Annotated in this window: 24 protein-coding genes; 14 read left to right on the top strand and 10 right to left on the bottom strand. The window is 73.7% G+C overall.

Translation table 11 applies throughout. The features are described 5' to 3' along the window. Window positions 1-76 precede the first annotated feature (76 nt). Both ACFWJ4_RS04405 and ACFWJ4_RS04400 read right to left on the bottom strand, forming a co-directional pair. A complete protein-coding gene (locus ACFWJ4_RS04405) occupies window positions 77-901 on the bottom strand; it encodes an ABC transporter ATP-binding protein (protein ID WP_380539011.1) in 825 nt (274 codons plus the stop codon). 5 nt (window positions 902-906) lie between these two features. Beyond that, window positions 907-2,178 (bottom strand): substrate-binding domain-containing protein, encoded by a 1,272-nt coding sequence (locus ACFWJ4_RS04400; RefSeq protein ID WP_380539008.1) that lies wholly within the window; start codon window positions 2,176-2,178, stop codon window positions 907-909. A gap of 500 nt (window positions 2,179-2,678) precedes the next feature. Here ACFWJ4_RS04400 and ACFWJ4_RS04395 point away from each other — a divergent pair, with 500 nt between their 5' ends. From ACFWJ4_RS04395 to ACFWJ4_RS04380, 4 genes are all read left to right on the top strand, one after another. Further along, the gene (locus tag ACFWJ4_RS04395; protein WP_359901863.1) at window positions 2,679-3,440 is read left to right on the top strand and encodes a CoA transferase subunit A; all 762 of its coding nucleotides are present in this window, start codon (window positions 2,679-2,681) and stop codon (window positions 3,438-3,440) included. 4 nt (window positions 3,441-3,444) lie between these two features. Next, a complete protein-coding gene (locus tag ACFWJ4_RS04390; RefSeq protein ID WP_380539005.1) occupies window positions 3,445-4,170 on the top strand; it encodes a 3-oxoacid CoA-transferase subunit B in 726 nt (241 codons plus the stop codon). Between the two features lie 556 nt (window positions 4,171-4,726). Continuing rightward, window positions 4,727-6,868, top strand: coding sequence for a glycosyltransferase family 2 protein (locus tag ACFWJ4_RS04385; RefSeq protein WP_380539002.1), 2,142 nt, complete (start codon window positions 4,727-4,729; stop codon window positions 6,866-6,868). Window positions 6,869-7,014: 146 nt separating this feature from the next. Further along, a complete protein-coding gene (locus ACFWJ4_RS04380; protein ID WP_380538999.1) occupies window positions 7,015-8,946 on the top strand; it encodes a galactose oxidase-like domain-containing protein in 1,932 nt (643 codons plus the stop codon). Window positions 8,947-8,991: 45 nt separating this feature from the next. Here the strand turns inward: ACFWJ4_RS04380 and ACFWJ4_RS04375 are convergent, their stop codons facing one another. The 3 genes from ACFWJ4_RS04375 to ACFWJ4_RS04365 all read right to left on the bottom strand — a co-directional run bounded on the left by ACFWJ4_RS04375 (window position 8,992) and on the right by ACFWJ4_RS04365 (window position 11,987). Beyond that, a complete protein-coding gene (locus ACFWJ4_RS04375) occupies window positions 8,992-10,050 on the bottom strand; it encodes a glycoside hydrolase family 6 protein (protein ID WP_380538996.1) in 1,059 nt (352 codons plus the stop codon). Between the two features lie 187 nt (window positions 10,051-10,237). Further along, complete coding sequence (locus ACFWJ4_RS04370) at window positions 10,238-10,966, bottom strand: uracil-DNA glycosylase (RefSeq protein WP_359901874.1); 729 nt, start codon at window positions 10,964-10,966, stop codon at window positions 10,238-10,240. 241 nt (window positions 10,967-11,207) lie between these two features. Then, window positions 11,208-11,987, bottom strand: a complete 780-nt coding sequence (locus ACFWJ4_RS04365; RefSeq protein ID WP_359901877.1) for an HAD-IIA family hydrolase — start codon at window positions 11,985-11,987, stop codon at window positions 11,208-11,210. Window positions 11,988-12,287: 300 nt separating this feature from the next. On the opposite strand from ACFWJ4_RS04365, the gene ACFWJ4_RS04360 reads away from it, so the two are divergent. Both ACFWJ4_RS04360 and ACFWJ4_RS04355 read left to right on the top strand, forming a co-directional pair. Then, entirely contained in the window at window positions 12,288-13,364 is a 1,077-nt protein-coding gene (locus tag ACFWJ4_RS04360) for a Gfo/Idh/MocA family oxidoreductase (RefSeq protein WP_380538993.1), read from the top strand. Window positions 13,365-13,419: 55 nt separating this feature from the next. Next, window positions 13,420-14,022: a hypothetical protein gene (locus tag ACFWJ4_RS04355; RefSeq protein ID WP_380538990.1), complete on the top strand. Its 603-nt coding sequence runs from the start codon at window positions 13,420-13,422 to the stop codon at window positions 14,020-14,022. Here the strand turns inward: ACFWJ4_RS04355 and ACFWJ4_RS04350 are convergent. Both ACFWJ4_RS04350 and ACFWJ4_RS04345 read right to left on the bottom strand, forming a co-directional pair. Continuing rightward, window positions 14,009-14,389 carry a type II toxin-antitoxin system VapC family toxin gene (locus ACFWJ4_RS04350; protein WP_380538988.1) on the bottom strand — a complete coding sequence of 127 codons (381 nt, stop codon included), beginning with the start codon at window positions 14,387-14,389 and terminating at the stop codon, window positions 14,009-14,011. The two genes, ACFWJ4_RS04355 and ACFWJ4_RS04350, sit on opposite strands and share 14 nt — an antisense overlap. A gap of 34 nt (window positions 14,390-14,423) precedes the next feature. Beyond that, entirely contained in the window at window positions 14,424-14,708 is a 285-nt protein-coding gene (locus ACFWJ4_RS04345; RefSeq protein ID WP_359901889.1) for a type II toxin-antitoxin system Phd/YefM family antitoxin, read from the bottom strand. Between the two features lie 138 nt (window positions 14,709-14,846). On the opposite strand from ACFWJ4_RS04345, the gene ACFWJ4_RS04340 reads away from it, so the two are divergent. From ACFWJ4_RS04340 to ACFWJ4_RS04320, 5 genes are all read left to right on the top strand, one after another. After that, complete coding sequence (locus tag ACFWJ4_RS04340) at window positions 14,847-15,260, top strand: hypothetical protein (protein ID WP_380538986.1); 414 nt, start codon at window positions 14,847-14,849, stop codon at window positions 15,258-15,260. Window positions 15,261-15,263: 3 nt separating this feature from the next. Further along, window positions 15,264-16,664 carry a hypothetical protein gene (locus ACFWJ4_RS04335; RefSeq protein WP_380538984.1) on the top strand — a complete coding sequence of 467 codons (1,401 nt, stop codon included), beginning with the start codon at window positions 15,264-15,266 and terminating at the stop codon, window positions 16,662-16,664. Beyond that, entirely contained in the window at window positions 16,661-17,191 is a 531-nt protein-coding gene (locus ACFWJ4_RS04330) for a hypothetical protein (RefSeq protein ID WP_380538981.1), read from the top strand. The genes ACFWJ4_RS04335 and ACFWJ4_RS04330 overlap by 4 nt, the downstream gene beginning before the upstream one ends. Before the next feature lie 95 nt (window positions 17,192-17,286). After that, complete coding sequence (locus ACFWJ4_RS04325; protein WP_380538978.1) at window positions 17,287-17,580, top strand: DUF6412 domain-containing protein; 294 nt, start codon at window positions 17,287-17,289, stop codon at window positions 17,578-17,580. Window positions 17,581-17,662: 82 nt separating this feature from the next. Continuing rightward, window positions 17,663-18,370: a YidC/Oxa1 family membrane protein insertase gene (locus ACFWJ4_RS04320; protein ID WP_380538975.1), complete on the top strand. Its 708-nt coding sequence runs from the start codon at window positions 17,663-17,665 to the stop codon at window positions 18,368-18,370. Between the two features lie 41 nt (window positions 18,371-18,411). On the opposite strand, the gene ACFWJ4_RS04315 is transcribed toward ACFWJ4_RS04320, so the two are convergent. Both ACFWJ4_RS04315 and ACFWJ4_RS04310 read right to left on the bottom strand, forming a co-directional pair. Further along, window positions 18,412-19,101, bottom strand: a complete 690-nt coding sequence (locus ACFWJ4_RS04315; RefSeq protein WP_380538972.1) for an HAD family hydrolase — start codon at window positions 19,099-19,101, stop codon at window positions 18,412-18,414. A 110-nt stretch (window positions 19,102-19,211) separates the two neighbouring features. Further along, a complete protein-coding gene (locus ACFWJ4_RS04310; RefSeq protein WP_380356505.1) occupies window positions 19,212-19,790 on the bottom strand; it encodes an NUDIX hydrolase in 579 nt (192 codons plus the stop codon). Between the two features lie 367 nt (window positions 19,791-20,157). Here ACFWJ4_RS04310 and ACFWJ4_RS04305 point away from each other — a divergent pair, with 367 nt between their 5' ends. Both ACFWJ4_RS04305 and ACFWJ4_RS04300 read left to right on the top strand, forming a co-directional pair. Beyond that, window positions 20,158-20,925, top strand: a complete 768-nt coding sequence (locus ACFWJ4_RS04305; protein WP_359901911.1) for a CDP-alcohol phosphatidyltransferase family protein — start codon at window positions 20,158-20,160, stop codon at window positions 20,923-20,925. A gap of 281 nt (window positions 20,926-21,206) precedes the next feature. After that, complete coding sequence (locus ACFWJ4_RS04300; protein ID WP_380538969.1) at window positions 21,207-23,012, top strand: hypothetical protein; 1,806 nt, start codon at window positions 21,207-21,209, stop codon at window positions 23,010-23,012. Window positions 23,013-23,111: 99 nt separating this feature from the next. Here the strand turns inward: ACFWJ4_RS04300 and ACFWJ4_RS04295 are convergent, their stop codons facing one another. Further along, a complete protein-coding gene (locus tag ACFWJ4_RS04295) occupies window positions 23,112-23,447 on the bottom strand; it encodes an ArsR/SmtB family transcription factor (protein WP_380538966.1) in 336 nt (111 codons plus the stop codon). A 109-nt stretch (window positions 23,448-23,556) separates the two neighbouring features. On the opposite strand from ACFWJ4_RS04295, the gene ACFWJ4_RS04290 reads away from it, so the two are divergent. Then, window positions 23,557-24,543, top strand: a complete 987-nt coding sequence (locus ACFWJ4_RS04290) for a zinc-binding alcohol dehydrogenase family protein (RefSeq protein WP_380538963.1) — start codon at window positions 23,557-23,559, stop codon at window positions 24,541-24,543. Window positions 24,544-24,561 lie beyond the last annotated feature (18 nt).

Here is a 24,561-nt window from a genome sequence, read left to right as displayed (position 1 = left end):
GGGACGGCGTCGGAGGACGGCGAGGAGGCGGAGCGCCCCGAAGGAGTGGAGCGCTGAGCGGAGAACGGAGAGGAGGTCACAACGCCTCACCCAGGTAGGCCTGTTGCACGGTCGGGTCGGCCATCACGGCCTCGGGAGTGTCCAGGGCGAGCAGCGTGCCGTGGTGCATCACCGCGAGTCGGTCGGCCAGGCCGAGCAGGACGTCCATGTGGTGCTCGACCATCAGGACGGTCCGGCCCAGGTCCCGGTGCACGGAACGGATCAGCTCGGTGAGGGCGGGCACCTCCTCCGCGCTGACACCGGCCATCGGCTCGTCCAGCAGGATCAGCCGGGGCTCGGAGACCAGCAGGACGGCCAGCTCCAGCTTGCGCTTCTCCCCGTGCGAGAGCGCACTGGCGAGGGTGTCGGCGCGGTGGGTCAGGTCGGTGCGTTCCAGGGTGTCGGCCAACTGCTGCTCGTAACGGTCGGCGCGGCGCCAGAGCCGGTACGAGGCGCGCGGCCCGGCCGCCGCCTGGGCGGCCAGGCGGACGTGGTCGGCGACCGTCATCCCCGGCCAGAGGGAGGAGGTCTGGAAGGTGCGGCCGAGCCCGCGGCGGGCCCTGGCGTGCACCGCCTCGGTGGTGACGTCCGCGCCGTCGAGGTGGAGGCTGCCGTGGGTCGCCGGGTAGATGCCCGAGATCAGGTTGAAGAGGGAGGTCTTGCCGGCGCCGTTGGGCCCGATGAAGGCGATGAACTCGCCTTCGCCGACCGAGAAGGAGACGTCCTCGACGATCGGCACGCCGCGGACGGCCCAGCCGAGCCCGTCCAGACGCAGCACCGGGGAGGAGGACGCGGAGGAACGCACGGACGAGGAGCCCTGAGCGGAGGAGGCGGAAGGAGTGGAGGCGGTACGGGCGGGCATCGGGATCAGCCCGCCATCGGGGTGACCGGGGGCGCTGCCTCGTCCGCGGTCAGGGTCTTCTCCACCGAGGGCTTGGCGGCGGCGCCACTGCCGGTCAGCCGTACCTGGAACATCGGCTGGAGCAGGGCGTGGTCCTCGGCGCGGACCGTGGTCTTCCCCTTGACCCCGTCGAAGCTCCAGCCCTCCAGGGCCTTGACCAGGGCCGAAGTGTCGTCGGCGGAGCCGTGGTTGGACTCGACGGCGTGCACGATCATCTGGGCGGCGGTGAAGCCGTCCGGGGTGAAGATGTCCGTCTTCCCTCCGGCGGCGGTGACGGCTTCGGTCATGGCCTTCTCCACCGGGGTGCCGGCGGCGCCGTCGAAGTAGTGGTTCAGGAAGGAGATCTTCTCGCCGGCCGGGCCGAACAGCGGGTAGGAGGCGGCCAGGTCGAGGCCGGTGACGACCTTGGTGTCGGCGAACACGTCCTGCTGGTTGAGCGCCGTCCACAGGGCCGAGGCGGTGTCGCCTGCCCAGGCGACGAACAGCAGGTCGGGCTTGGCGCTCCGGGCCTGGGTGGCGAAGGGGGTGAGATCGGTGGCGCTCGGCGGGGCGAGCACCTGGTCGACGGTCGCGCCCTCACCGCCGAGCACCGCCTTCACGGCGGCCACGTTGGCCTGGCCGAAGGCGTTGTCCTGAGCGAGCACGGTGACCTTCTTGCCCTTGGCGTCACCGACGAACGAGGCCGCGGTCTTGATGTCCTGGTAGGACTGGCGGCCGGAACGGAAGGTGTACTTGTTCAGACCGGTGGCCTTGTCCGCGGCGGCCGGGCCGCTGATGAAGAGCACCTTGTTCTGCGCGGCGATGGGGCCGACCTGGAGGGCCACGCCGGAGGCGGTGGAGCCGGCCAGCACCTTGTAGCCCTTGCCGATCAGGTCCTTGGCTGCGGACACCGCCTTGGCCGGGTCGCCGGCGTCGTCCTGCTCCTCGAACTCGATCTTGTGCCCGTCGACCGCGCCGGTGCCCTTGGTCGCGTAGCTCAGGCCGGCCTTGAAGCCCTCCAGGTACTGCTTGCCGTAGGCGGCCAGCGGCCCGGTCCTGGAGTACACCAGGCCGACCTTGATCGGGCCCTTGGCGCCACCGTCCGCCGCGCTCGTCCCGGCCGTTCCGGCCTTGGCGCAGCCCGAGGCGAGCAGAACGCAGGCCGCGAGGGCGGCGAGCTTCCGGGCCGGGCCGCCGGTCAGGGAGTCGCCCGGACGGGCGCCGGCGGCGGTCCGGGAGGGGGCTGTCGAGCTGCGCATGGTGACCGACTCCTGAGGTGCGGCGGGGTGAATGCGGGAACCGTAGGTGTGCGATGGGAGTGGCGACATGTGCCCAGTTGACGCATCGGCCCGTCCGGATGTGGCTCCGGCCGACATACCGCCGGGCCCCCGTCGCCCTCCGGGCACCCGGATGTGGCCCGTCGACACGACTCCGCACCCACCCATGGGGGTGGCCGCCATGGTTGCGGCGGCCCCCGCCCGGTGACGGTGGAGGGGCGCGGAGCCCGTCCGGCGGCAGCCACCCCAGCGGCGTGCCCGCCCGGTCCGGCCCAGGCAGGACCCCAGCCCGGCCTGGTACGGCCACGGGCTCCGCGCGGTTCCCGGGCCCGCCGGCCGTCCCTCCCCCGCTCCCCGTCGCCTCCTGCCCCGCTGCCCCCTCCCCTGCCCCGCCGTTCCGCCCCCTCCCCTCTTCTCCCACTCCCCTCCTACGACTCCCCTCCTACGACTCCCCTCCTCCCACTCCCTCATGAGGTGACCCCTTGGACAAGGTCCTGGACTCCCCCGCCGACGCGGTCGGGGACATCCCCGACGGCGCGGTGCTGGCCGTCGGCGGCTTCGGCCTCTGCGGCATCCCGAGCACGCTGATCGGCGCCCTGGCCGACTCCGGCACCACCGGATTGCGGGTGGTGTCGAACAACTGCGGGGTGGACGACTGGGGACTGGGCCTGCTGCTTCGGGCCGGCCGGATCGCCCGGATGACCTCCTCGTACGTCGGGGAGAACAAGGAGTTCGCCCGGCAGTACCTCTCCGGCGAGCTGGAGGTGGAGCTGACCCCTCAGGGCACGCTGGCCGAGCGGCTGCGGGCGGGTGGCGCCGGCATCCCCGCGTTCTTCACCCCGGCCGGGGTCGGCACCCAGGTCGAGGAGGGCGGGCTGCCCTGGCGCTACGCGGCCGACGGCTCGGTGGCCCTGGCCTCCCCGCCGAAGGAGGTCCGGGAGTTCGGTGGCCGCCGGTACCTGCTGGAGGAGGCGATCACGGCGGACTTCGCACTGGTCCGGGCCGAGGTGGCGGACCGGCACGGCAACTGCGTGTTCCACGCCGCCGCCCGGAACTTCAACCCGCTCTGCGCGGCGGCGGGCCGGATCACCCTGGTCGAGGCGGACCGGATCGTCGAGCCCGGCGAGCTCCCCCCGGACGCGGTGCATCTGCCCGGGGTGTACGTCGACCGGGTGGTGGCCGCCGACCCCGAGGACCGCCGCATCGAGCGCCGCACCGTCCGCCCCGCACTCCAGGAGGCCTGACCCGATGCCCACCGAGACCGCCGCCCCCACCCCGGCACCCACCTCCGCCCGCACCTCCGCACCCACCTCTGCGCCCGCCCCCGCCCCCGCGCCCGCCCTCGACCCGCGCAACGCCCTGGCCGCCCGCGCCGCCCGCGAGTTGCGCGACGGCCAGTACGTGAACCTGGGCATCGGCCTGCCCACCCTGATCCCCAACCACCTCCCGCCGGGCGTCGAGGTGGTGCTGCACTCGGAGAACGGCATCCTCGGCGTCGGCCCGTACCCGGAGGAGGGCGCCGAGCACGCCGACCTGATCAACGCCGGGAAGGAGACGGTGACAGTTGCTCCCGGCGCCTCGTACTTCGACTCCGCCTTCTCCTTCGGCATGATCCGGGCCGGGCGGATCGACGTCTCGGTGCTCGGCGCGATGCAGGTGTCGGCCACCGGGGACCTCGCCAACTGGATGATCCCCGGCAAGATGGTCAAGGGCATGGGCGGCGCGATGGACCTGGTGCACGGGGCCCGCCGGCTGATCGTGGTGATGGAGCACACCGCCCGGGACGGCTCCCCGAAGATCGTCGACGAGCTGTCACTTCCGGCGACCGGTCGCGGAGTCGTGGACCGGATCGTCACCGACCTCGCGGTGATCGACGTGACCCGGGAGGGGCTTCGGTTGGTGGAGACGGCGCCGGGCGTGGACTTCGCGGAGGTCCGGGCCGCGACCGGCGCCGCCCTGCTGCCCCCGCGCTGACCGGCCCGACCCCGGGCGCAACGGCCGGATCGCCCGTGGGGCGGTCCGGCCGTTGCGCTGTCCCCACTCCCGCCCCCGCTACCGTGACCGCCCCCACAAGCGCCCCTCTCAACAGGCCGCCGCCGCCCCCGAGTTCCACGGATCGCCGCCCGGGCCCGGGCGAATTCACCGCAATAGCACCAACGCCCGCCGGACCGGCCGGGAACCGTGGCATCTTCATGCTTGGGCGGCGGCGATCTCCCGGATTGGTTGCGATCACCGGTGCACTCGGGGAGAGTTGATGAGGCCAAGGATCCCGGAGCGCCCGGAGGGGAAGCTGGAAAGTGCATCGGGATCCCGGATTCGAAGCCCCCGTACCGACGCGCGACAGAACCGGCGGAACCCGGCGAATGTGCTGGACGGCCCGGGAACTGCCTGAGAAGCGCAGTTCACCCGGTCCCGTTCCGGCCGATTCCGGCCGGTTCCACCGAGTTCCACCCGGACGGCTCCGAGTCGAGGCAGGCCCACGCGAAGGCCGAGCGAGCCGAGCACGGAGCGAACTCCGGGGGGAGCAGCCATGACCACGCCGTTCTCGCGGCGAAAGGGCGCCGGAACGGCCGGCGGGCGAGGTGCCGGGCAGCTGGACGAGGCCGCCCTCAGTGCCGTTCCCGCACCCGAAGCCCCGTACGACTACGGCCACTTCAGTCGTCTCGCGGGCCCGGCGTACGACCCGGACGAGGACGACGACCTCGGTGGCGGCGTCTACTGGCCCGAACCGGCCGCCCCGTACGGCCCCGCGTCGGCGAGCGCCCCGTACGGCCCCGCGTCGGCGAGCGCCCCGTACGGCCCCGCGTCGGCGAGCGCCCCGTACGCCTCTCCCCCGTACGAGCCACCGCCCGCGGCCCCCTACCGCGTCCGGTACCGCAGCCTGCTGCGCCGCGAGCCGCACCGGATCCGCGCCGCGCTGCTGATGGTCGCCGCCCCGGTGGTGGAGGTGGTGCTGCTGGTCTGGCTGCTGCTGCCGGAGCACTGGCCCGAGCGGCTGGACGAGACGAACGCCCTGGTGCTGCTCGGCGACAAGGTGATGATCGGCATCATCGCCGTCGTCGAGGTGTTCCGGCTGGTCAACGTCGTCTCCAACACCCACGCCACGCTGGTCGCCCGTGACCCGGTCCCGGTGACGCCGGTGCCCGGCACCCGGGTCGCCTTCCTCACCACCTGCGTGCCGGGCAAGGAGCCGCCGGAGATGGTCCGGGCCACGCTGACCGCGGCCCGCGCCGTTCGGCACAACGGACCCTACGACGTCTGGCTGTTGGACGAGGGAAACGATCCTGCAATGCGGGAGCTCTGCGCCGAGCTGGGCGTGCGGCACTTCAGCCGCGCCGGCCGGCCGCAGTGGAACCGGCCGAAGGGCAGGTTCCGCGCCGGCACCAAGCACGGCAACTACAACGCCTGGCTCCAGGCCCACGGCGACGACTACGAGTTCTGGGTGTCCGTGGACACCGACCACGTTCCGCTGCCGGACTTCTGCGAACGGATGCTCGGCTACTTCCGCGACCCCGACGTGGCATTCGTGGTCGGCCCCCAGGTGTACGGGAACTACCGCAGTTCGGGCTCGGCCGTCACCAAATTCTCCGAGAGCCAGCAGTACCTCTTCCACGCCCTCGTCCAACGCGCCGGAAACCGTTACGGCGCACCCATGTTCGTGGGCACCAACAACGCCGTCAGAATCAGCGCGCTCCAGTCGATCGGCGGGTTGTACGACTCCATCACCGAGGACATGGCGACCGGTCTGGAGTTCCACCGCAGCCGTAACCCGGAGACCGGGGAACGCTGGAAGTCCGTGTACACCCCGGACGTGCTCGCGGTCGGCGAAGGACCGTCCTCCTGGACCGACTTCTTCTCCCAGCAACTGCGCTGGAGCCGCGGCACCTACGAGACCCTCTTCACCCAGTACTGGCGGGTGCTGTGGCAGCTGTCCCCCGGGCGGTTGCTCAACTACACGCTGATGGTGGGCTTCTACCCGATGGCGGCGCTCACCTGGCTGCTCGGCGGCCTGTCCAGCGTCCTCTACCTGGGCTTCGGCGCATCGGGCGTGCACGTCTCCTCGGAGATCTGGATGATGCTCTACAGCGACGCCGCCGCGCTCCAGCTCCTGCTCTACACCTGGAACCGCAAGCACAACGTGAGCCCGCACGAGCCGGCCGGCTCCTCCGGGGTCGCCGGGATGGTGATGTCGGCGCTCTGCGGCCCGGTCTACGCGGCCTCGCTGCTCCAGTCGCTGCTGCGGGTGCGCAGCCGCTTCGTGGTGACGCCCAAGGGCCGCTCGGCCAGCACCGACCGGCTCGGCACCTTCCGCTTCCACCTCTTCTGGACGCTGGTGTTCGGCGCCGCGATCACCGCCTCCTACCTCACCGGCTACGACCACGCCGCGATGCGCGCCTGGGCCTGGATCGCCCTGGTGCTCACCCTCCTGCCGGTCCTGATCACCGCCGGCGACGCCGTCCGCCGCCGCCGGACCCGCCCCACCGCCAACCTCACCGTCACCGGCGACCCGACGGCCACCCCGACGGTCCTCCTGGAGAAGCGCCGCCCGCGCCACGCCCGCGACCCCCGGACCTCGCCGCCCGCACGCACGGCACCGGACCCGTCGCCCACCCGACCCGCACCCGACCGCCCCGCACCCGACCGCGCCGGCAGCGGCACGTCCCCCCACTGAGAACACCCACGGACAGCACCCACGGACGCCCGCCCACCGACCCCCGCCCACCGAACAGAGCCCACCCCGAGCGGCCCCAGTCCCCAGCCCAGCCCCAGCCCAGCCCCAGCCCGGCACCCGACCGCCTCCCGAGGGGAGCACCCACCGTGAAGATCCACAAGGCCGGCCGCACCAAGCGCCTCGCCCTCGGCAGCACCGTCGCGCTGACCGTGGCCGGGATGAACGCTCCGGCCGTCCTCGGCTTCGCCTCCGAGCAGTACCACCACTACGTGATCAACCGCCCCGAGTACAAGGCGCAGTACGGCCACTGGCAGACCCTGTCGCTGCCCGCCGAGTTCCGGGTCAACGCCGTACACGCGACCCTGCTGCGCACCGGCAAGGTCCTGATCGTGGCCGGCTCCGGCAACGACGAGAAGCAGTTCAACGCGGGCACCTTCAAGAGCCTGCTCTGGGACCCGGCCGCGAACACCTACAAGCTGGTCCCCACCCCGGCCGACATGTTCTGCGGCGGCCACACCTCGCTGCCGGACGGCCGCGTCCTGGTGGCCGGCGGCACCCAGCGCTACGAGAAGCTGGCCGCCGCCGTGAAGAAGGCGGCCGGCATCATGCGGGTGCGCAACGAGAGCCCGGAGCGCGACCGGACCTTCCCCAAGGGCACCGTCTTCGTCGCCCCGAACGGCCACGAGTACGCCAGCACAGCCCCGGTGACCGTCCCGGCCGCGACCAAGACCGGCTCCGGCCGCGAGACCGTGGTCACCGCCGGCGAGCAGCGGGTGTACGTGGAGGCGGTCGGCCCGGGCCCGGACTACGTCTCCGACTCCCCCGCCCAGTACCGGATCAAGGGCCTGAGCGGCACCGACGCCCACAACCTGTACGGGCAGAACGAGAAGCTCACCCTGGACAAGCAGGAGTACCAGGGCATCCGCTCCGCCTTCGAGTTCAACCCGGACACCGAGCTCTACGAGCCGGTCACCGACATGGCCCACGCCCGCTGGTACCCGACGCTGACCGGGCTGGGCGACGGCCGGGTGGTCACCGTCTCCGGCCTGGACGACACCGGGGAGATCCTCAACGGCAACGACAACGAGGTCTACGACCCGAGGACCAAGTCCTGGTCCAAGGGCCCCGACCACTACTTCCCGACCTACCCGGCGATCTTCCTGACCGCCTCCGGCAAGCTCTTCTACTCCGGCTCCAACGGCGGCTACGGCCCCGGCGACAAGGGCCGCGAGCCCGGCTTGTGGGACGTGTCGACCGGGGCCTTCCAGCCCGTCCCCGGCCTGCGCGACCCCAATCTCACCGAGACCTCCTCCTCGGTGCTGCTGCCGCCCGCGCAGGCGCAGAAGGTGATGGTGCTCGGCGGCGGTGGCGTCGGCGAGTCCCCGCTGTCCACGGCCCGCACCGACATCGCGGACCTGTCCTCCGCCGCACCCGCTTTCACCCCGGGCCCGGACCTGCCGGCCGGCGGCACCCGCTACCTCAACAGCGTGATCCTCCCGGACGACACCGTCTTCACCACCGGCGGCTCCAGCGGCTACCGCGGCCGGGGCGACAGCGACCTGCTCAAGGCGCAGGTGTACCACCCGGACACCAACAGCTTCAGCACCGCCGCCGAGCCGGCCGTCGGCCGCGACTACCACTCCGAGGCGCTCCTGCTGCCGGACGGCCGGGTCGCCGTGCTGGGCTCCAACCCGCTCTTCGCCGACAAGGCCGAGACCAGGCCGGGCGGCTTCGAGCAGCGCATCGAGATCTACACCCCGCCGTACCTGTACCACGGCGAACGCCCGCAGGTCGGTGCCGTTCCGCAGGCGGCCGGGCTCGGCGGCACGCTGGCCGTCGGCACCGCACGGCCGGAGGCGGTCGCCGGCGCCAGGCTGATCCGGCCGAGTTCGGTCACCCACGTGACGGACGTCGAACAGCGCTCGGTGGCCCTGGACATCACCGGACGGACGGCGGACGGCGTCTCGCTGACCCTGCCCCGCAACCCCGACCTGCTGCCGCCGGGCTGGTACATGCTGTTCCTGACGGACGCCGCCGGCACCCCGTCGGTCGCCCGCTGGATCCAGGTCACCGCGTAGCCGCAACGGCCCGCGCCGTGCGGGCCCGGGCCGGCCCGGGCGGCGTCAGCGCGCCGCCTGCGCCAGCCCGAGCGCGTACGGCAGCCAGAACTCGCCCGCCCGGGGCTCGCCCCGGCCGCAGTCGCCGTCCGACTCCCCCGGGTTCTTGATCCACAGGTAGGCGTCCACCCCGGGCCGGCCGGTCTCGGTGGTCGGCCGCTCGCCGAGCGCGCGCCCGGGCGGGTTGCACCAGGAGTCGCCGCCCAGGGCCCCGTTGCCGCTGCGGCTGGTGTCGATGACGAAGTTCTTCCCGCCCAGGGCCGCGGAGAGCCTGGCGCCGTACGCCGCGTTCCGCGCGGTGTCGTAGAAGTTGGCGACGTTCACGGCGAAGCCGTCCGCCGCCGCGATGCCCGACTTGCGCAGGGCGGTGGCCAGTTCCTCCGGGTCCTGCGCCCAGCCGGGGTTGCCCGCGTCCAGGTAGACCCGCGCGTTCGGGTTCTTCTTCAGCTCCTGGACGGCGAAGGCCAGCAGGCCGTACCGCTCGGCGGCCAGGTCGCCCTTGATCCCGCAGGTGTCCAGGGTGTGCGCGACGGCGTCCGGCTCCAGCACCACCCAGGCCTTGCGGTCGCCGAGGGCCTGGGCGACGCCGGTGATCCAGGCCCGGTAGGCGGCCGCGTCGGGGGCGCCGCCGGCCGAGTACTGGCCGCAGTCGCGGTGCGGGATGTCATAGGCGACGAAGACCGCCGTCCGGCCCGCCTCGGCGGCCCGTCGGCTCACCTGCTCGGCGATCTCCCCGGCGCCCTGCTCGCCGAGCCACTGCGAGGAGGGCTGGGCGGCGATCCGCAGCAGTTCGTCGGCCTCCGCCGTCCGGCCCTGCCCGCGCAGCGCGGACACCTGGTGGGCGGCGTTGGTCCGGTCGGAGACGTAGAAGGCCTGGCCGGGAAGCTGGGCGAAGCCCGCGCCCGCCGCCGCGCCACCGGCCGCACCCGCGGCGGACGGAGCGGACCCGGTTCGCGGCTCGCCGCCGTCCGACCCGCTGCAGCCGGACACGGCCGCCAGTACCACCCCGGCCAGCAGCGCCCCCACGGCCCCGCGCAACGCCCCTGCCCGCCCCAGCCCGTGCACGTACCGCTCCTCCCCGGGACCGGTCCGGCGACCGGTCGGCACCAGCTAAGCACACCCGGCACCGGTCGACGCCCACCGTCGGTGAACGCCAAGTGGCCGTGGGCGGACGGGACATCGAACCCGTCCGGTCCACGGCCACCGGCGCCCGGAAGTGCTCAGGAACGCGCGGCGGCGCTCCGGCGGGGGCTCACGCCTCCTTCAGGTTCGGCACCTGCCAGTCGATGGCCTCGGCGCCGAAGGAGTCCAGCGCCGCGTTGATCTGCGAGAACGGACGGCTGCCGAAGAACAGCTTCGCCGACAGCGGCGACGGGTGCGCCCCCTGCACCACCACGTGCTTGGCGGTGTCGATCAGCGGCAGCTTCTTCTTCGCGTAGTTGCCCCACAGCACGAAGACCACGGGCTCCTCGCGGTCGCTCACCGCCTTGATCACCGCGTCGGTGAACTTCTCCCAGCCCTTCGCCTTGTGCGAGTTGGCCTCGTGCGCGCGGACCGTGAGCACCGCGTTGAGCAGCAGCACACCCTGCTCGGCCCAGTGCATCAGGTAGCCGTTGTCCGGGGCGGGGATGCCCAGGTCGGCGTCCAGCTCCTTGAAGATGTTGCGCAGCGACGGCGGCGTCCTGGTGCCCGGCAGCACCGAGAAGCTCATGCCGTGGGCCTGCCCGTTGTCGTGGTACGGGTCCTGGCCGAGCACGAGCACCCGGACCTTGTCGTACGCGGTGGCGTCCAGCGCGGCGAACTCCTGGCCGCTCGGCGGGAACACCTCGTGCTCCGCGCGCTGGGCCGCCACGAAGGCCGCCAGCTCCGCGAAGTACGGCTTCTCCGTCTCGGCGCCCAGCACCCCGCGCCAGGACTCGGGCAGCTCCAGCCCGCCGCCCTCGCCGGCCTCGACCACGCCCGCCTCGACCGTGTCCGTCACGACATCTACCTCCAACACCGCGGCTGCTGCGCCGCACGCCCTCTTTCACCCCGAACGCTACACAGCCCCACCGACAACTCACGCCCGCGGAGCGGGTTCCGGGCTCCGGCCGGCGCCCGCCCGCCCCCTCCCCGGGTACGCAGCGGCCCCGCCCCGGGTACGCCGCGACGCCTCCCCCGGATACGCAGCGGCCCCGCCCCGGCGACCGGCCGGAACGGGGCCCACGACAGCACCGCGGAGGTCAGACCAGCTCGACCAGGTCCGCGATCGACTGGACCACGCGGGTCGGCCGGTACGGGAACCGCTCCACGTCGGCCGCGGCGGTCAGCCCGGTGAGCACCAGGATCGTCTCCATGCCGGCCTCCATGCCCGCGACGATGTCGGTGTCCATCCGGTCGCCGATCATCACCGCCGTCTCGGAGTGGGCCCCGGCGGTGTTCAGCGCCTCGCGCATCATCAGCGGGTTGGGCTTGCCGACGAAGTACGGCTCGACGCCGGTCGCCTTGGTGATCAGCGCCGCGACCGATCCGGTGGCCGGCAGCACGCCCTCCGGGGAGGGGCCGGTCTCGTCCGGGTTGGTGCAGATGAACCGGGCGCCCTGGTTGATCAGGCGGATCGCCTTGGTGAGCGCCTCGAAGGAGTAGGTGCGGGTCTCGCCGAGCACCACGTAGTCGGGGTTGTTGTCGGTCAGCACGTAACCGGCCTGGTACAGGGCGGTGGTGAGCCCCGCCTCGCCGATCACGTACGCCGTGCCGTTCGGCCGCTGGCTCTTGAGGAACTTGGCCGTGGCCAGGGCGGAGGTCCAGATGCACTCCTCCGGCACCTCCAGCCCCATCCCGGCCAGCCGGGCGCTGAGGTCGCGCGGAGTGTAGATGGAGTTGTTGGTGAGGACCAGGAACGGCTTGCCGGACTCCCGCAGCTTGCGCAGGAACTCCTCCGCCCCGGGAATCGGCGTGCCCTCGTGGATGAGGACCCCGTCCATGTCGGTCAGCCAGGACTCGATGGGCTTGCGGTCTGCCACGTGCGTGTCTCCCGAAGTGTTGCAGCGTCTTGCGTCGTACGAGGGCCCTGACCCGGCACAGCCTAATCCGCCCGGGTGTGCGGGAACAGGACGTCCCGCCCACCGGACCGGCGCCGACCCGGCCTCCCGCACCCGCGTCACCTGCCGCTTCCACCGGCCCGGCGGGCACGCCGAGGCCCCACCCCGACGACCCTCCCCGACGACCCACCCCGAGGACCCTCCCGCCCGGGCGCCCTCCGTACTGCCCGGCGCCGTTCACCGAACCGGGAGCAATCAGGCACCTCGTGATTGAGTAGGCGCATGAACCCGAAGACGACCCCCGGCCCGTTCCGCGTCGGCCTGATCGGCTACGGCCTGGCCGGCTCCGCGTTCCACGCGCCGCTGATCGCCACCACCCCGGGGCTGCGGCTGGACGCCGTGGTCACCGCCAACCCGGACCGGCGCGCCCAGCTCGCGCGCGAGCACCCCGGCGCCCGCGCCGTGGACACGCCCGAGCAGCTGCTCGCCGACCCGGACGCGCTCGACCTGGTCGTCATCGCCTCGCCCAACCGCACCCACGCGCCGCTCGCCCGCGCCGCGCTGCGGGCCGGCCTGGCCACCGTGGTGGACAAGCCGCTGGCCGGCACCGCCGCCGAGGCACGGGAGCTGTGCCGGCTCGCCGAGGAGCGGGGCGTCCTGCTCTCCGTCTTCCACAACCGGCGCTGGGACGGCGACTTCCTCACCGCGACCCGGCTGGTGCGCGGCGGCGCGCTCGGCCGGGTGCACCGCTTCGAGTCCCGTTTCGAGCGCTTCCGCCCCAAGCCCAAGCCGGGCTGGCGGGAGCTGGCCGACCCGGCCGAGGTCGGCGGCACGCTGTACGACCTGGGCAGCCACCTGGTCGACCAGGCGCTCACCCTGTTCGGACCGGTCGAGACGGTGTACGCGGAGATCGACGTGCGGCGCGACGGCGCGGTGGTTGACGACGACGCCTTCCTCGCCCTCACCCACACCTGCGGCACCCGTTCGCACCTGTGGACCAGCGCCGTCACCCCGCTGATCGGGCCCCGGCTGAGGGTCCTCGGCGACACCGCCGGCTACGTCAAGACGGGCATGGACCCGCAGGAGGCCGACCTGCGGGCCGGCCTGCGCCCCGACGGCACCCACCCCTGGGGCGCCGACCGGCCCGCGCACTACGGCACCCTCGGCACCGACGAGTCCGCGATCTCGCTGCCCACCGACCCGGGCGACTACCCCGCCTTCTACACGGGCATCGCCGCCGCCCTGACCGACCCGGGCACCCCGCCCCCGGTCGACCCGCGCGACGCGGTGGCCGCCCTGGCCGTACTGGAGGCCGCCCGCACGTCCGCCGCGACCGGCACGGCGGTCCGTCCGGGCTGAGGAACGCCTCGCCGGAACCTGCCGCCCCCACGGACTCGCCTCCTACGATGAGCGGATGAGCAGTCAACGGGGGCGGCAGATCGGCGCCGACGAGCGTCGCGATCGCGAACGGGCGTGGACCGCCGAACAGAAGAAGCGCGAGAGCGCGTGGACCGCGGAGTTCGAGGCGCGGCAGAAGGCACAGCAGGCCGAGGCGCGGGAACGCGAGCTGGCCACCTCCATCGCCGCGAACCGGACGGCCTGGGCGGAGGGCCGCCGGACCGGAGCCGACGCCCTCGGCTACGTCGACGCCACCGGGCCCGACGCCGTGACCGTACGGATCGCGGTGGTGTGGCTCGGGCGGTTCAGGGCGACCCGGAAGCGGCTGAACGACTACAACCCGTTCCGGAACGTCGATCCGGGCAGCGGCGAAGGACTGATCGTCCTCATTCCGTACGCCGTGCTCGTGGGCCTGGACTCCGGGCTCCGCTGGCTCGTCCTGCAGCTGCTCGGCCGCCCGCTCTGGGCCGTCGCCGCCAAGGCGGGGAGCGACCGGGACAAGCGCGGGGGCAACACCGTCCTGCTGCGCACCCGGGACCGGGCGGTGGCACTGCGGCACGCGGCCGCCCTGGCCGACCGGGTCGAGCAGGAGGGAGCCGCCGCCCTCACACCCCGATGACCTCCACCGCCGAGCCCAGCCCCCGGAAGTCCGCGACGTTGCGGGTGTACAGCGGCAGCCCGTGGGCCGAGGCGACCGCGGCGATCATCAGGTCTATCCGGCGCGGGCGCGGCTGCCGCCCGGCGGCGATGGTGAGGGTGACCAGCGTCCCGTAGCGGGCGGCGGCCGCCGCGTCGAAGGGCAGCGGGTCGAAGTCCGCCATCGCCGCGCCCAGCACTTCCAGCCGGGCGGCCCGGCTGGCCGGGTCCCGGGCCATCGACACGCCCTGCTGCAGTTCGGCGAAGGTGATCGCGGTCAGCTCCGGCACCGCCGGCAGGTCGGACGCGTTGAGCAGCGCCAGGTCGATGTAGACGCAGGTGTCCAGCACCCCGGCCGGCCGCCTCCGGGACGCCCTGCGGCGCTCAGCCACGCCGCCGCTCGAACGGGTCGTCTCCCTCGTCCCCGACCAGTTCCTCGGGCCCGAAGTACTCCTCGGCCTCCTTGCGCATCTGCTGGTGGTCCACCCGCGGCAGCTTCACGTGCCGCGCCACCAGCTCCTCCGCCGTGAGCCGCCGACGCCCGGACACCGGCCGCAGCTCGGCGACCTCGACCCCGTTCCTGGTGATGTGGAAGGTCTCGCCCGCCTCCACCGCGTCCATCACCGCGGCGGAGTTGTTCCGGAACTCCCGCTGGGTAATCGTCTTCACCCTTCCAAAGTAGCCCCGCGTAGCCCCGCCGGCTACACCCCGAACGGCCCCCGCCCGTTCCCCCCGAAACCCACCCCCGCCCGCGCCCGATCGGCTAGGTTCGACCACCGATCATTCGAACAGAGGGGGGCTTCTGTCGTGTCCGGAACCAGCGAGAAGGACCTGAATCCCTGGCTCTACGGCCAGGACGCGCCACCACCACAGGATCCGTTCAGCCCGCCCCGCACGGCCGGGCCCTGGACGGGCACCGCGGGCCCGTCCGTCCTGGTCCAGCCGGCCGTGCTCCAGCAGGCCGCCGGCGAATCGCGGCGGATACGGGGTGAGCTGCAGTTCTCGGTCGGCCACGTCGAACCCGACACCGCCGCGGCGGTCCAGGCTCTGGCCGGCGGATTTGCCGGCGGACCCGCGCTGTCGCAGGCGCTCACCTGGTGGAAGGCCCGCTGGACCAGCCTCGACAACCGGCTCGGCCTGACCGCGGACCGCCTCGACGCCACCGCACGCGGCTACCGGGCGGCCGACGGCTCCGCCGCGGCCGGCTTCAAGGGGCCGTGAACCATGGTGACCTTCGCCCTGCTCCGCCACGCTTCCTTCGCCTCCCTCGACCACGCGGGCGGCACCTGGAACGGCGTCTCCGGCCACCTGGAGCACCTCGCCGGCCGGCTGCGGTCCGGTGTGCTCCATCCCCTCTCGGGAGGCGGCGGCCCGTACGCGCCTCCGGCCGCCGGAAGCCGGCCCTGGACCGGCGCGGCCGCCGATGAGGCCGTACGGGAGATCGGCTTCCTGGCCGACGAACTGCACGCGTTCCACTACGAGGCGCTGGCCGTCGCCGCCGCGCTGCACCGTGCCCGGAAGGCCTTCACCGAGGCCCAGCAGAAGCTGCTGCGAGCGATCGGCGATGCCGAGGGCCTGGGCGCCACCGTGGCCGACGACGGCACAGTCACCCTGCCCGCCCTGCCGCCCGAGGAGCACAACGACCCCGAGGCGATCGCCTACCGGAAGCGGAAGTGGGACGAACTGCAGCACCACGTCCAGGACATGACCGCGGCACTGACGGCGGCCACCGAGGCCGACAACGCCGTGGCCGCGGCCCTGCGCGCGCTCAACCCGGAGGAGGTCGACCCGGCGACGCATCCGGACGGGGCCGCCAACGCCCTGAGCGATCTGGAAACGGCCATGGGCATGCCCACCGATCCCGCGGCACGGAAGGCCTGGTGGGCCGCACTCGACCCCGCGCTACGGGCCGGGTTGCTCTCGGCCGATGCGGACAACCTGATCAAGGCCGGGATCCTGGGGCCGACGGAGTACGAGTGGTCGTCGCCGGACAAGGGGGCCGGACCGTGGGGAGTCCGGGAACCGGGCATCGCCGACCAGGTGATGCGGGTGGAGGTCGCGAGCATGGTCGGCGGCGGTGCGCTCGCCGGCTACCCCGATGCCGCCCGCAACATGGCGCACTACCTGGACGGCAACGGAAAGCCCCTGATTCTGGCCGTCGAGCCCATGCTTCGCGACGACGCCGGCTTCCGGGCGAGCGCGGATGCTCAGCTGGCCGCCAACAGGGACAAATGGCGTCAGGCCGCAGTGGAGGCGTTCGAGAAGTCGGGGGGAGTGCCGGTCGCGATCCCCGTCGAGAGTCCGGTCGGCACCCGGAGGTTCGATGATCTCAACTGGTACCGCGCAATCGGAGGCCACCAGTACCTCACGTCCGGAGTGGTGACGGCCGTCCCAGGGCCGGACGGCAAGCCCCAGGTGTCACTGCAGTACCAGGTCAATGTCTGGGACCGCTACAACTGGGACGAGGGCAAGAGCACGCCGATCGCCGGAACCACCGTCACGGACCACGACATGGCGACCTTGCACCAGACGGGACTGGCCCAGGAGTTCGACATCGTCGGCAGGACCAAGCCGATCACCGTCCGACTCGACGAACCCACCGCACCTGGGGGAAGGACGCCATGACGCGGAAGCAACGGTGGGTGGTGCTGCTGGCGATCGTGGTGCCGCTGGTGCTGGCGGGGGCCGCCGCGGGAGGGCTCCACTGGCTGCGGGAGTGGGACCGGCATCCGGCGCCGGACAGCGGGCGGCCCGGGTCGTGGATGACGGTCTCGTCGGAGTTCGTCGGGGAGTTCTCGCGCGTGCGGCCGCCCGCGTCGGCGGGCGAGGTGCGTTGGGCCTACCAGAAGGGGTTCCAGGACGACACCGCGTACCTCTCGTTCCGGCTGCCGCCGGGCGAGGAGGAGCGGTTCCTGGCCGATCTCGGGACGGCGGTGGAGCCGAGCGTCGAGAGCCCGGTCGACAGCGGTGCGCTGGAAGGGTTCCGGCACGCGGGTGCACCGGATCCGGGGGCGGCGGGCCCCTTGCGGGAGGGTTCCTTCCTCGCCGAGCCGCTGCCGGGGCACAACAAGCGGCTCGCGGCGAAGCTGTGGCTGGCGACGGAGGCGGACGGGGGCGCGCGGGTGTGGGTGTACGGGATGGATGCGCCGTAGGGGATTTCCCCGATGGAGCGGGAACCCGGTGCGCCGTAGGATCGTCCTGCTGGTACGTCAGGAAGCCGATGGGGCACCGGGAGGGGGAGCGCGCCGTGACCGTCGTCGCGATGCTGCTGGGCCTGCTCCGGGTGCTGACCGGGGAGTTGGTGGCCGACAGCGGGACGTTGGCGTCGGTGGCCGCCGTCGCGGCCGTGGCGCTGGTGGCCGGGGCGGTCGCCGGGGCGCTGGCCGGGGCGCGGCTGCTGGGGGCGCGGGCACCGGCGGCGGTGCGCAGCGGGGTGCTGCGGCGTCGGGCGTTCGGTACGGCGTTCCTTCCGCAGCGTGATCCGGACGCCCGGGGCAGGCGACGCCCGAGGGCGCCGGGGGCGGCCCTGGCGGCCGCGTGAACCCCCTTCTTCCGTAGGCAGTTCTTCGCAGCCGTCCTCCGCCGTTCACTCATTCCTGAGACCCCGGAGGGCTCGCTCCACCATGTCCGTACTCGCCGTTCTCGACCCGGCCGTCGCCCTGGCGCACGCCGTCGTCGCCGCTGTCGCCCATCTGGTGCCGACCGCGCTCGCCATCGTCCTGTTCACCGTCGCCGTCCGGCTGGCGCTGCACCCGCTGACGCGGGCGGCGGCGCGCGGGGAGAAGGCCCGGGCGCGGCTGGCGCCGAAGGTCGCCGCGCTGCAGAGGAAGCACAAGGACCGGCCGGAGCGGCTGCGGGAGGCGCTGGCCGAGATGTACCGCAAGGAGCAGGTGTCGCCGTTCGCGGGGTGTCTGCCGCTGCTGGTGCAGGTGCCGTTCTTCTCGGTGATGTACCGCTTGTTCACCACGCCGAACGATCTGCTGGACCACACCCTGTTCGGTGTGCCGCTGGGCCTGCATGTCACGGGTGCGCACGGCGCCGGGCAGTGGGCGGTGTTCGGGGTGCTGTTCGCCGGGCTGGCGGCGGTCGGGTTCGTCAACTTCCGCCGGGCCCGACGCACGGCCGCGGCCGCGAAGGCGACGGCGCAGCCCGCCCCGCAGCCGGGGGCGGGACTGCTGCCGTACCTGTCGTTCGGGTCGGTGCTGTTCGCGGCGCTGGTGCCGGCGGCCGCCGTGCTGTACCTGCTGACGGCCGGTGTCTGGTCGGCCGCCGAGCGGGCCTGGCTGTACCGGGACGGCACGCCGGTGCCGGCGGCCGCGCTGCTGGCCTGACGGGCGATGACCCGACGGGCGATGACCCGACGGCCCGGTCGTCAGAAGTGGCGCAGCAGCTCGGGGAAGGTCCCGAGCTGCAGCGTCGCCTCGTCCGGGCCGAGTTCCGCGTGCTCCAGCACCCAGGTGTGCTCGTGCGGGATGAAGACGGTGCGCAGGCCGGCCCGGCGGGCGGGGGCGATGTCGGACTTGGGCGAGTTGCCGATCATCCAGGTCCGGCCGGGGTCGAGGCCGAGGTCGGCGGTGAGCTGCCGGTAGGTGTCGACCGACTTCTCGGCGACGATGTGGATGCCGCGGAAGTGGTGGTCGATGGTGGACTCGGTCACCTTGCGCTGCTGTTCGCCCTGGTCGCCCTTGGTGAGCAGCAGCAGGTGGTGGCGGTCGGCGAGGGCGGCCAGGGTGTCGGCGACGCCGGGGATCAGTTCGACGTCGCGGCTGGTCAGCGGGGTGAGCAGGTCGTCGATCCGGGCCTGCTCGGCGCTCGTGGGGGTGCGGCTGTTGAGCTGCTCCAGGCAGTCGGCGAGGCTCTGCCGGAAGACGGTGGCGCCGTAGCCGAGGGTGGCGGAGTTGGCGGCCTCGATCCGGTTCAGCAGGGCCCTGGTGTGCTCCTGCTCGGCCGGGGTGGCGGTGACCCAGTCCAGGAAGCCGTCGATGACCCGCTCGAAGAGGACGTTGTTCTCCCAGAGCGTGTCGTCGGCGTCGAAGATCAGGGTCTGGTCGGTGTGCATCATCCGGTGGTCTCCAGGGGAAGTCGGTCGGGCGGCAGGGAACGGCGGCAGGGAACGGCGGCACGGAACGGCTGCAGGGAACGGCGGCGGGAAAGGGCGGCGGTGGAGGCCGGTCAGGCGGCGGGCGGCAGCAGGCGGGCCGCGCGGTGGAGGGTCTCGCGGAGGTTCTCCTCGGTGGTCCGCCGCCCGGCCTCCTCGACGGTGAGCCACTCCAGTGGGGACGCCGGGTTCTCCGGCCGGGCCTGCTCCGGGGTGTCGGTGGCCAGCAGGAAGCGCAGGTCGGCGTGCTCGTGCGCGGGTTCGGCGGGCGAGGCCGGGACGGGCACCACGGCGAGGTGGACGAGGGCGGGGCCGGGCCAGGGGGTGAGGTCGGTCAGGCCGGTCTCCTCCAGGCCTTCGCGCAGGGCGATGTCCAGCGGCCGGGTCTCCCCCGGGTCGCCGTGCCCGCCGACGTGCAGCCAGGCCTGCTGGCGGACGTGCCAGCGCAGCAGGACGCGGCGGGTCGGCGGGTGGACGATCAGGGCGGAGGCGGTGAAGTGCAGCGGGAAGGTGCTTCTGTTCCAGGCGTCGGCGACGCCGAGGAGGCGGCGGGCCCGCTCGTGGTCGGCGGTCTCCGCCGGGCCCTGCGGGCGGTGGTCGTCCAGCAGTCGGGCCAGGTCGGGGCTCTGTGACGGGCTGCCCGTGGTCACCATGGGTCTGCGCTCCTCGTTCCGTTCCGGGAGACCGTTCGGGCCGCGCGGACCGCGTCAACCGGCGTGCGGGAGCGGGAGGTCGGGGCGGGCGTTCGGCCCCGGGGCTTCGGGTTCCGGCGAACCCGCGCAGCCTAGCCCGGGGGCGCTCGGGCGGCCCACCGGTTTTCCCCGCGGCCCGCACGCGCCCACCGCCGCCCGCGTCCGGCCCGCCGCCCGCCCGGGCCGCACCCGGCCCGCGGACGTCCGCGGCAGACGTTCCCCCGGAGGACACCTCCCGTACCGCCGGCGGCATACCGGCTGGTCCGGGCGTTTCCCCGGAGGCCGTAGCCTGTGGTGATCGTTTCGGGACAGGTGGAGGGATGTCGTCATGGTGGCTGCTCCGGCGCTCGCCGAGCTGCGCGAGGTGTGCCAGCCGCAGGCCAAGCTTCAGAGCCGCAACGGCGAGCACTGGGCGGGCCGGCTGTACATGCGGGCCGTCTCGCTGCGGACCACCCGGCAGCTGGTGCGCACCTCGGTGTCGCCGAACACCCTCACCTGGGTGATGGTGGTGTGCGGGGTCGGCGGCGGCGCGGCCCTGCTGATCCCGGGTGTGACCGGTGCGGCGCTGGCCGTCGTGCTGTTCCAGCTGTTCCTGCTGTTCGACTGCGTGGACGGCGAAGTGGCGCGCTGGAAGCGCCAGTTCAGCATGGCCGGGGTGTACGTGGACCGGCTCGGCGCCTACCTGGCGGACGCCGCGCTGATGATCGGCGCGGGCGTACGGGCGGCGCGCGGCGGCTCGGAGCTGTGGGTGTCGGCGGGGCTGGCGGCCGCGCTGGGCGTGGTGCTGCTCAAGGCCTCGACGGACCTGGTGGACGTGGCCCGGGCCCGCAGCGGGCAGCTTCCGGCCACCGAGGAGTCGACGCAGCCGCGCTCCCAGGGCATCGCGACGGCCCGCAAGGTCGCCTCGCTGTTCAAGATCCACCGGGTGACCAACGGCATCGAGGCCTCGCTGGTGCTGCTGGCGGCGGCCGTGGTGGACGCCGGGCTCGGCAACCTGGACGCCACCCGGTGGACGCTCGCGGGCATCACGGTGATCACCTGGGGCATGGTGGTCGCGCACCTGGCGTCGATCCTGTCCTCCTCGCGGCTGCGCTGAGCGGCCGGGGCGCATCCACGGCGGGCTGACGCGCCCCTCCCCCGCCCGCCCGGGGGAGGGTCCGGCGCCGAGCCCGTCGCCGGGCGGACGTGGCGGGCCGCCACTACCGCCGCCACTACCGCCGCCGCGACGCCGCCGCGCGAGGTCGTGCCGGACTTCGCGGCGACCGGTCGGCCCGGACGGATCCCAGGAACCACCCCTTCTTCGGAACCAGTCGGACTACATATGCAGTCCATCGACATATACAGTCGTCCGACAGTCCGACAGAAGGGGGCACTCCCATGTCACCCCGCACGACGACCCGGCCGCACCCTCCCCGGCCCGCCCAGGACCGGCCCGCCCAGGACCGGCCCGCCCCGGCCCTGCTCGCCACCGCCCGCGCCGCCGCCGTCCGGACGGCCGCCACCCGGCCCGCCGCCGTGCTGCTCGCCGGCTACCTCGCCGAGCTGCTGTTCCGGCTCGTCCTCGTCCGGTCCATGAGCTTCCCGTCGGTCCACCCCGACGAGGACTCCTATCTCGCCCTGGCCCGGGTACTGGCCGGCGGCTCGGCCACCGAGATCCCGGTCGGCGTGGTCGTCCCCGGCGGCTACCCCCTGCTGATATCCCCCGCCCTGCGCCTGGCCGACGACCCGGCGACCGCCTACCACCTGGTCATGGGCGTCAACGCCGCCGTCAACGCGCTGGTCTTCCCGCTCGCCCACGTCGCACTGCGCCGCCTCGGCCTGAACCGCCGCCGCTCGTACGCCTTCGGCGCCGCGACCGCGCTGCTGCCGCCGGTGGTCTTCTACTCGCAGTTCGTGATGACCGACGCCGTGCTGCCCGTCCTGGTGCTCGCCTGGCTGCTCTGCCTGCACGGCTGGCTGGCCGACGGCCCACTGCGGCGCCGCACCTGGCACGCCGTCGGGGCGGGGGCGTCGGCCGGTTGCGCGATGGCGGTGCACGACCGCGGCGGCGTGGTGGTCGCGCTGACCGCCGCCGTCCTCCTCGGCGTGCTGCTGCTGCGCCGGGCGCCGTGGCGCGCCACGGCGCCCGGGCTCGCGGCGCTCGGTCTCGGCGTGCTCGGCGCCGAGCTGCTGTCGGCCTGGCTGCACGCGCAGTTCACCGTCCCGGACAGCGATGTCGGCGGCTCCCTCTGGAAGGGCCTGACCGATCCGGCGATCGCCCTGCAGACCCTCGCCCGGGCCGCCGGCCAGGTCTGGTACTTCATCGCCTCCACCTGGGGCATCGGCGGACTCGCCGTCGTCGCCTGCCTGGGCGCGGCGTTCGACCGCCGCCCGCCGCGGGCGCTGCGCATCACCGGCGGCGTGCTGGTGGCGCTGCTGTTCGGCACGGCCCTGGCCGCCTCCGCCGCGCTACCGCTGGACGGCCGGGTCGACGACTGGGTGTACGCCCGCTACACCTCCTACCTCGTCCCGTCGGCCTTCGTGGCGGGCGTCGCGGTGCTCGCCGGGTACGGGCGCCGGGCACTGGTCCGGACGGCGGCGGTGGCGGCCGGGCTCGTCCTGCTGCTCGCCGGGGTCGTGGCGCTGGAGGCCGGCGAGCGGCTGCACACGTCGATGTTCATCCCCTGGACCCTGCCCGACGTCTCGTTCCTGGCCGCGGACTGGGGCCGGATCGACCTGCCCCGCACCTGCGCCGCCGTGGTGTTCGCGCTCGGCGCGGTGGTGCTGGTCCGCAACAGCGGGGGGCGCCGGGTGCTCGGGGCGCTCGGCGTCTCGCTGGCGCTGTTCGCCGCCTTCGCGACCTCGACGATCACCGCGCAGGTCGCCCGGCCGCACGCGGTGGGGCGGGAGGGCCTGGCGACCGGCTTCACCCGCGCCTCCGGGATCACCGCGGACGACAACGTGGTGTTCGCCTGGGATGTCGACTGGTCGCTGCGCGCCGCCCAGACCTTCGAGGTCTACCGCGGTCGGGTCTGGTTCCGTGACCCCCGCTGGCAGCCCGTCCCGGCGGAGGCGAACGTCATGGTCCTCCCGCTGCCCGGGGCGGGGAGGCCGCCGGAGGCCTACTGGCCCGGGCACCCCGCCGACTGGTACATCGAGCGGTTCGACGCCGGGCAGAACTGGGCCGTCTGGCACCGTCGTTGAGCGGGCGCCGGACGCCCGGGGCCGGGCAGGCACCGAACACCCGCCGCCGGACAGGCGCCGAACGCCCGGGCCGGGCAGGCGCCGAGCGCGCCCCGGCCGCTAGCCCGCCGTACGGGCGTGCGCGGCGAGCACGGTGTCGAGCAGGCCGGGGAAGCGCCGCTCCAGGTCGACGGTGCGCAGGGCGGAGAAGCGCCGGTTGGCCTCCTCGCGCTGGGCGATCAGGCCGGACTCGCGCAGCACCTTGAAGTGGTGGCTCAGGGTGGAGGGCGCGACGTCCACCGGGAAGGTGCCGCAGGCCCGCTCGGGCTCGGTGCGCAGGATGCGGACGATGGTCATCCGGGTGGGGTCGGAGAGCGCGTGCAGGACGTCGAAGAGGTCGATCTCCTCGGTCTCGGGGTGCGCGAGCGCCGGTCGGCGGCGGGTGCTGCGGGGCATGGGTCGACCTCTCCGATCTGCGATGTTCGACATCCATGGAAACGGCGTGGTACCACTGACCCGCACCAACTTCGTCGTTCGTCGAACATCGTAGTCGAGGGGGACCGACATGCGCGCACTGGTGATGACCGCACCCGGTGGAGCCGAGAACTCGCAGATCCAGGAGATCGCGGCGCCGCACCCCGGACCGGGGCAGGTGGCGATCGACGTCGCCTACGCCGGACTGAACTTCGTGGACGTGATGACCCGCCGCGGGGACGCCGCGTACGCCGCCGACTGGCCGTACCGGCCCGGCAAGGAGGTCTCCGGCACGGTCCGCGCGCTCGGCGCGGGCGTCACCGGACTGGCGGTGGGCGACCGCGTGGTCGCCGCGCCGGTCGGCGCCGGCCTGGCCGAGGCGGTGGTCGCGGAGGCCGCGCTCACCGTGCCGCTCCCGGACGGGGTGGCGCTGCGCGAGGCCGCCGCCGTCCCGCTGGGCCTGGCCACCTCGGTGCTGCTGCTGACCGACGCGGGCCGTTTCACCGCCGGGGACACCGTCCTCGTCCACTCGGCGGGCGGCGGGATCGGCAACGCCGTCGCCAGGCTCGTCCCGCTGCTCGGCGGCGGCCGGCTGATCGGCACGGTCGGCCGGCCGGAGAAGGCCGCGGCGGCGATCGCCTCCGGCTACGACCACGCCTTCGCCCGTACCGACGAAGCGGCCGAGGCGATTCGCGCCGCCGCCGGCGGCCGGGGCGTCGACCTGGTGCTCGACCCCCTGGGCACCGCGGCGCTCGACCTCGACCTCGCCGTGGCGGCGCCCGGCGCGCGGATCGTGCTGTTCGGCAACGCGGGCGGCGGCACCGTCGCCGACCTGCCCCCGCTCGGCCGCCTGATGGCGGGCAACCTGACCGTCACCGGCTTCAGCCACCGCGGCCTGGCCGCCACCGACCCCGAGCGGCTGGCCCGCGCCATCCGCCGGGTCCTCGACCTGCTCGCCGACGGGGGCCTCGAACTTCCGGTCACCGAACTGCCCGGCCTCGACGCCGTTCCGGCCGCCCACGACGCCATGCAGGACGGGCTGGCGACCGGCAAGTACGTGGTGCGCGTCGACGGCTGAGCCCGGCCGCCCGGAGAA

The sequence above is a fragment of the Kitasatospora sp. NPDC127067 genome (genome assembly GCF_042724755.1).
GTDB classification, from domain to species: Bacteria; Actinomycetota; Actinomycetes; order Streptomycetales; family Streptomycetaceae; genus Kitasatospora; species Kitasatospora lactacystinica.
Note: the sequence above shows the minus strand (reverse complement) of the source record. Positions and strands in the feature narration are given on the sequence as shown.

Bases quoted from the DNA above. Each gene is read 5' to 3' on its own strand.
- ACFWJ4_RS04300 (WP_380538969.1), top strand. From the start codon at position 21,207: ATGTCACCCCGCACGACGACCCGGCCGCACCCTCCCCGGCCCGCCCAG.
- ACFWJ4_RS04335 (WP_380538984.1), top strand. From the start codon at position 15,264: ATGGTGACCTTCGCCCTGCTCCGCCACGCTTCCTTCGCCTCCCTCGAC.
- ACFWJ4_RS04355 (WP_380538990.1), top strand. From the start codon at position 13,420: ATGAGCAGTCAACGGGGGCGGCAGATCGGCGCCGACGAGCGTCGCGAT.
- ACFWJ4_RS04400 (WP_380539008.1), bottom strand. From the start codon at position 2,178: ATGCGCAGCTCGACAGCCCCCTCCCGGACCGCCGCCGGCGCCCGTCCG.
- ACFWJ4_RS04305 (WP_359901911.1), top strand. From the start codon at position 20,158: ATGGTGGCTGCTCCGGCGCTCGCCGAGCTGCGCGAGGTGTGCCAGCCG.
- ACFWJ4_RS04320 (WP_380538975.1), top strand. From the start codon at position 17,663: ATGTCCGTACTCGCCGTTCTCGACCCGGCCGTCGCCCTGGCGCACGCC.
- ACFWJ4_RS04390 (WP_380539005.1), top strand. From the start codon at position 3,445: ATGCCCACCGAGACCGCCGCCCCCACCCCGGCACCCACCTCCGCCCGC.
- ACFWJ4_RS04295 (WP_380538966.1), bottom strand. From the start codon at position 23,447: ATGCCCCGCAGCACCCGCCGCCGACCGGCGCTCGCGCACCCCGAGACC.
- ACFWJ4_RS04405 (WP_380539011.1), bottom strand. From the start codon at position 901: ATGCCCGCCCGTACCGCCTCCACTCCTTCCGCCTCCTCCGCTCAGGGC.
- ACFWJ4_RS04385 (WP_380539002.1), top strand. From the start codon at position 4,727: ATGACCACGCCGTTCTCGCGGCGAAAGGGCGCCGGAACGGCCGGCGGG.
- ACFWJ4_RS04310 (WP_380356505.1), bottom strand. From the start codon at position 19,790: ATGGTGACCACGGGCAGCCCGTCACAGAGCCCCGACCTGGCCCGACTG.
- ACFWJ4_RS04360 (WP_380538993.1), top strand. From the start codon at position 12,288: ATGAACCCGAAGACGACCCCCGGCCCGTTCCGCGTCGGCCTGATCGGC.
- ACFWJ4_RS04315 (WP_380538972.1), bottom strand. From the start codon at position 19,101: ATGATGCACACCGACCAGACCCTGATCTTCGACGCCGACGACACGCTC.
- ACFWJ4_RS04290 (WP_380538963.1), top strand. From the start codon at position 23,557: ATGCGCGCACTGGTGATGACCGCACCCGGTGGAGCCGAGAACTCGCAG.
- ACFWJ4_RS04330 (WP_380538981.1), top strand. From the start codon at position 16,661: ATGACGCGGAAGCAACGGTGGGTGGTGCTGCTGGCGATCGTGGTGCCG.